The 1,253-nt window shown below is 43.0% G+C and carries 1 pseudogene; it reads left to right on the forward strand.

Annotated features, from left to right (window positions below):
- Positions 1-67 precede the first annotated feature (67 nt).
- Positions 68-1,245 (forward strand): annotated as a pseudogene (locus AB4160_RS19230) (IS3 family transposase).
- Positions 1,246-1,253 lie beyond the last annotated feature (8 nt).

A 1,253-nucleotide genomic window follows, 5' to 3' on the forward strand; every position in this document is an offset into this window, starting at 1 on the left:
TGTTCTGGTCTAATTCCATCGGACACTTAATTTTGAGACAGTATGGTCAATAAATTAAGAGGTCTATATGAGTCAAAAAAAATCACATAAGAGTTATCCGCAAGCATATAAAGATGAAGCCGTCTTGATGGTGCTAGAGCAAGGTTATAGCGTTGCTGATGCAGCAAAGTCTCTTGGGGTTAGCACCAGTTTGCTTTACAACTGGAAGGAAAAATACCAAGCCCTACAACAAGGTATCGCTTTAGAAGAGTCAGAACGTGATGAGTTGAAGAGATTGCGTAGAGAAAACAAAGAATTACGCATGGAGAAAGAAATCCTAAAAATACCCAAGGGGCACACCGAGGCAAGTGCCTTCTTTGCGAGAGAAATGAAGTAAAATTTCGCTTCATCAAACAGCAATCAAACCTGTTTCCTGTAGCACTGTTATGTCGAGTAATGAGTGTGAGTAAGTCAGGCTATTACGATTGGCATAAACGCCCTGCACACGTGATAAGCCTTGAAACACTGAAGCTTTATCGCCTTGTTCGACAGCTATTTAAGCAAAGTAGAGGCAGCTTAGGGAATCGTGAAATGGTGAAGAAGTTGCGCAAGGAAGGCTACCAGGTTGGTCGCTATCTCGTTCGTAAAATTATGCATCGCCTTCGACTCAAAGCTACCCAGCGACGAGCTTACAAGGTGACGACACAGCGAAAACACTCTGATGCCGTGGCTGATAATCTGTTAAACATGAACTTTAACCCAGTATCCGCAAATCAGGTTTGGGCAGGTGACGTGACCTATTTAAAGACAGGTGAAGGCTGGATGTATTTGGCAGTTGTAATGGATTTATATTCACGCCGGATCGTTGGATGGCACATAGACAAGCGTATGACCACGGATTTGATATCTAAGGCATTAATGAAAGCTTACAATCTGCGCCAACCGGCCAGAGGGCTGGTATTTCACAGTGACCGAGGATCACAGTATACCAGCAAGCAATTCGGCAAGCTGCTTTCTAGCTATGGTATTCGAGCTAGTATGGGGGATGTTGGTGCGTGTTGGGATAATGCAGTCGTTGAACGTTTCTTTGGTAGTTTGAAACACGATTGGGTTTTTAAAGTTTCTCAACCAACAAGGGAGTTTATGAAGCAAGATGTGACTGCTTACATGAAATATTACAACTTGGAGCGACTTCATTCTGCTAATGGTGATCTGTCACCTGTAGAGTTTGAACATTCTCAACTAAAAGTGTCCAATTTGGGTTGACCAGTACA

The sequence above is a fragment of the Shewanella sp. 10N.286.51.B8 genome (genome assembly GCF_041469325.1).
Lineage (GTDB): Bacteria > Pseudomonadota > Gammaproteobacteria > Enterobacterales > Shewanellaceae > Shewanella.